General features: G+C 67.3%; 3 protein-coding genes. 1 reads left to right on the top strand and 2 read right to left on the bottom strand.

Translation table 11 applies throughout. From position 1 onward, the window contains the following. Positions 1 to 128: 128 nt before the first annotated feature. Positions 129 to 776 (bottom strand): TetR/AcrR family transcriptional regulator, encoded by a 648-nt coding sequence (locus JYJ84_RS30320; RefSeq protein ID WP_205189868.1) that lies wholly within the window; start codon positions 774 to 776, stop codon positions 129 to 131. 276 nt (positions 777 to 1,052) lie between these two features. Between JYJ84_RS30320 and JYJ84_RS30315 the strand changes: the two genes are divergently transcribed. Continuing rightward, entirely contained in the window at positions 1,053 to 2,474 is a 1,422-nt protein-coding gene (locus JYJ84_RS30315; protein WP_175222378.1) for an FAD-binding oxidoreductase, read from the top strand. Positions 2,475 to 2,544: 70 nt separating this feature from the next. On the opposite strand, the gene purB is transcribed toward JYJ84_RS30315, so the two are convergent. Further along, positions 2,545 to 3,933 (bottom strand): adenylosuccinate lyase, encoded by a 1,389-nt coding sequence (gene purB, locus JYJ84_RS30310; RefSeq protein WP_174960381.1) that lies wholly within the window; start codon positions 3,931 to 3,933, stop codon positions 2,545 to 2,547. Between the last annotated feature and the right edge of the window lie 69 nt (positions 3,934 to 4,002).

Here is a 4,002-nt window from a genome sequence, read left to right as displayed (position 1 = left end):
TTCGGGGTGCCTTTTTCATTGGCGACCTTGGACCTGCGACCTTGGACCTGCGACCTTGGACCTGCGACCTTGGACCTGCGACCTTGGACCTGCGGCCTGGGACCTGCGGCCTGCGGCCTGCGGGCGGGTCAGGCCGCGCGTGCCTGCTTCGCGATGCCGTCGAGCAGCACGTCGAGCATCGTGTCGTGCACGGCCGCCGGATCGAGCTGCGCATAGAGCGGGGCGGCCGCCTTGACGAGCGGATGCGCGGCGTCGGACAGCGCTTCCATCTCCGCGAGCTCGACGTCGTTCGCGGCACGCGTGAGGCCACCGGCTTCGGCGGCGGCCAGCCCGATCACGCTCGCATACCAGCCGACGCACACCGACGGCAGCGCCGCGCGCGGGATGCCGGCGTCGGCCAGCGAACGCTGGACGGCCTCGATGTGCGCGAGATCGGCCGGCCCGGTACTCATGTGCCGCTGCAGCAGCGCGAACGCGGCCGGGTAGCGCAGCGCGAGTGCGCGGTACTGGCGCGCGAGGTCGCGCAGCCGTTCGCGCCACGGCAGTGCGGCGTCGACCGGTACGAGCGAGCGCGACAGCGCGTTCGCGATCGCCCGGCTCAGGCCTTCCTTCGACTTGAAGTGATACAGCACGCTCATCGGATCGCAGCCGACCGACTGCGCGAGCTTGCGCACGCTGAATGCGGCTTCGCCGACGTCTTCGAGCAACGCGAGCGCGGCCGCGACGATCGCGTCCTTGTCGAGGCCGCGCGGGCCCTGGGCGGGTTTGTCTTTCATCGGTGCGGACCGGCATGCCGGTGCGGCACCGGCCGTAAACTTGACGAAAGCTTATTCTACACTGTAGAATTATTTCTGCGGTGTAGAAATTGGGTGTCCCGGCACCTTTCAATACGTGCTTTCGCACAGTCCGGGATCCAGGCGGCACGAGCGTGTCCGCCGTCAACACGGGCCATCGCGCCCCGTTTCTCGTTGACACCCATGTGGAACCGGCTGCCCCACCCGCGAAGCCAGAAGGCTCTTCGACAGGCGGCCCAAGACCATGCAAGTGCAATCATGACTTTCAACCATCAACCCCTGATCCAGGGCGAATCGCGTTTCGAACAAACGCAACTGAATATCGAAAAAGACAACTGGAACTGGTGCGACCCGGCCCGCTACGACGGCGAGCGCCCGGCGAACTGGTACGAGGCGTCGCTGTCGCGCCACGCGAACAGCGCGCCGCTCGCGCACGATGCCGTATGCGACGTGCTCGTGATCGGCGCGGGCCTCCTCGGCGCGTCGGCCGCGCTGCATCTCGCGGAAGCGGGCGTCGACACGATCCTCGTCGACAAGCACCACGTCGGCTCGGCCGCATCGGGCCGCAACGGCGGGCAGCTCACGCCCGGCCTCGCGCGCTGGGAAGCCGCCGACATGATCGACCACCTGTCGCACGACGATGCGAAGCGGCTGTGGCGCTTCGCGTCGACCGAATCGATGGACCTGATCGATGCGATCGGCGCGCGCTACGCGCTCGAGCTCGACCGCAAGCGCGGCCACGTGACGGCCGCGGTCCACCCGGGCCACATGAGCGCGCTGCTCGACGGCGCGGATGCGCGCCGCCATCTCGGCGACGCGGGCGTGACGCTCGTCGGCCGCCATCAGCTGCACGACGAATACGTGCGCTCGGGGCTCTACCACGGCGCGGCGATCGACGCGATCGGCGGTCAGATCCATCCGCTCGCGCTGGTGCGCGGCCTCGTGCACGGCTTCCGGCTGAACGGCGGCGCGCTGTTCGAGGGCACCGAGGTGCTCGAACTCGACGAGACGCCGGAGGGTGTCGTCGCGACGACGCCGGGCGGCACGATCACCGCACGCAAGGGCGTCGTGCTCGCGCTGCACAACACGACGTTCCGGCTGCTCGACGACGGCGCCGCGACGACCGTGCCGTTCTTCACCTACGTGAGCGTGACGGCGCCGCTCGACGTCGACGTCGCGACCTTGATGCCGGCCGGCATGCCCGTGTACGACACGCAGTTCCAGATCGACTACTACCGGCCGGTACGCGGCAACCGCCTGCTGTTCGGCGGGCAGGGCACCGGCACGTGCTGGGCGCAGCCGGACGTGAACGCGTATCTGCTGACGCGGTTGAACACGGTGTTTCCGCAGCACGACGGCCAGTTCGCGCTCGACTACTGCTGGAGCGGCGTCAGCGACTTCACGCTGAACGGCGCGACCGACAGCCGCAAGACCGACGGCCGCGTGCCGATGTACATGGTGCAGGGCTGGAGCGGCCACGGCGTCGCGCAGACGGTGCGGATCGGCAAGGCGATCTGCGACGATTTCGTCGGCCGCAACGACGACTTCTCGATGCTGACCGGGATCGACCATCGCGCGATTCCGCTCGGCCGCCAGTTGTCGCCGATCGCGATCCCGGCCGCGAAGGCGGCGATGAGCGTGATGAGCGCGCTCAATCCGGGCAAGATGATCTCGTTCTGATCGGCCGCACAGCAAAAAGCCCGATGCGATTGCTCGCATCGGGCTTTTTTATTTGCGGAGACGGTAGCGCTTACGCGATCCGCTTCGCCAGTTCAACGGCCTTGCCGATGTACGACGCCGGCGTCATCGCGAGCAGAAGATCCTTCGCGTCTTGCGGGATCGCGAGCGTGCCGACGAATTCCTGCAGCGCTTCGCGCGTGATGCCCTTGCCGCGCGTCAGTTCCTTCAGCTGCTCGTACGGGTTCTCGATGCCGTAGCGGCGCATCACCGTCTGCACCGGCTCGGCGAGCACTTCCCAGCAGTTGTCGAGATCTTCGTTCAGGCGTGCCGGGTTCACTTCGAGCTTGTCGAGGCCGCGGATCAGCGAGTCGTACGCGAGCAGCGAGTAGCCGAGCGCGACGCCCATGTTGCGCAGCACCGTCGAGTCGGTCAGGTCGCGCTGCCAGCGCGACACCGGCAGCTTGTCGGCGAGGTGGCGCAGCGTCGCGTTCGCGAGGCCGAGGTTGCCTTCCGAGTTCTCGAAGTCGATCGGGTTGACCTTGTGCGGCATCGTCGACGAGCCGATTTCACCGGCCTTCGTCTTCTGCTTGAAGTAGCCGACCGAGATGTAGCCCCACACGTCGCGGTCGAGGTCGAGCAGGATCGTGTTCGCGCGCGCCACGGCGTCGAACAGCTCGGCCATGTAGTCGTGCGGTTCGATCTGGATCGTGTACGGGTTGAACGTGAGCTTCAGGCGGTTCTCGATCACGTCGCGCGAGAACGCTTCCCAGTCGAATTCCGGATACGCGGAGAGATGCGCGTTGAAGTTGCCGACCGCGCCGTTCATCTTGCCGAGGATCTCGACCTTCTCGATGCGCGTGATCGCACGGGCGAGGCGGGCCGCGACGTTCGCGAGTTCCTTGCCGAGCGTCGTCGGGCTGGCCGGCTGGCCGTGCGTGCGCGACAGCATCGGCTGCTCGGCGTGCGCGTGCGCGAGTGCGACGAGGCGCTGGTAGACGGTGCGCAGCGCCGGCAGGATCACGTGCTCGCGCGCGCCGGCGAGCATCATGCCGTGCGACGTGTTGTTGATGTCTTCCGACGTGCACGCGAAGTGGATGAATTCGCTGGCCTTTTCGAGTTCTTCCTGGCCCTTCACCGATTCCTTCAGCCAGTATTCGACGGCCTTCACGTCGTGGTTCGTCACGCGCTCGATGTCCTTGATGCGGGCGGCGTCGTGCGCGGTGAAGCGCTCGGCGAGCTGCAGCAGGAACTGTTCGGACGCATCGGAGAAGCGCGGGACTTCCGCGAAGCCGGCGCGCGACAGCGCGATCAGCCAGTGCACCTCGACGGTGACGCGGTGGCGCATGAAGGCGGCTTCGGAGAGCCAGTCGCGCAGCGCTTCGGTCTTGCTGGCGTAGCGGCCGTCGATGGGCGAAAGCGCGGTGAGGGCGAAAAGCGTATCGGGACGAGTGTCGGACATGATCGGGCGGGCCTTGGGGCCGGGTCGAGCGAGGGGAAGGAGAATCCGGCATTTTACCATTGGCGCGGG

It is taken from the genome of Burkholderia sp. LMG 13014, assembly GCF_905232215.1.
GTDB lineage: Bacteria > Pseudomonadota > Gammaproteobacteria > Burkholderiales > Burkholderiaceae > Burkholderia.
Note: the sequence above shows the minus strand (reverse complement) of the source record. Positions and strands in the feature narration are given on the sequence as shown.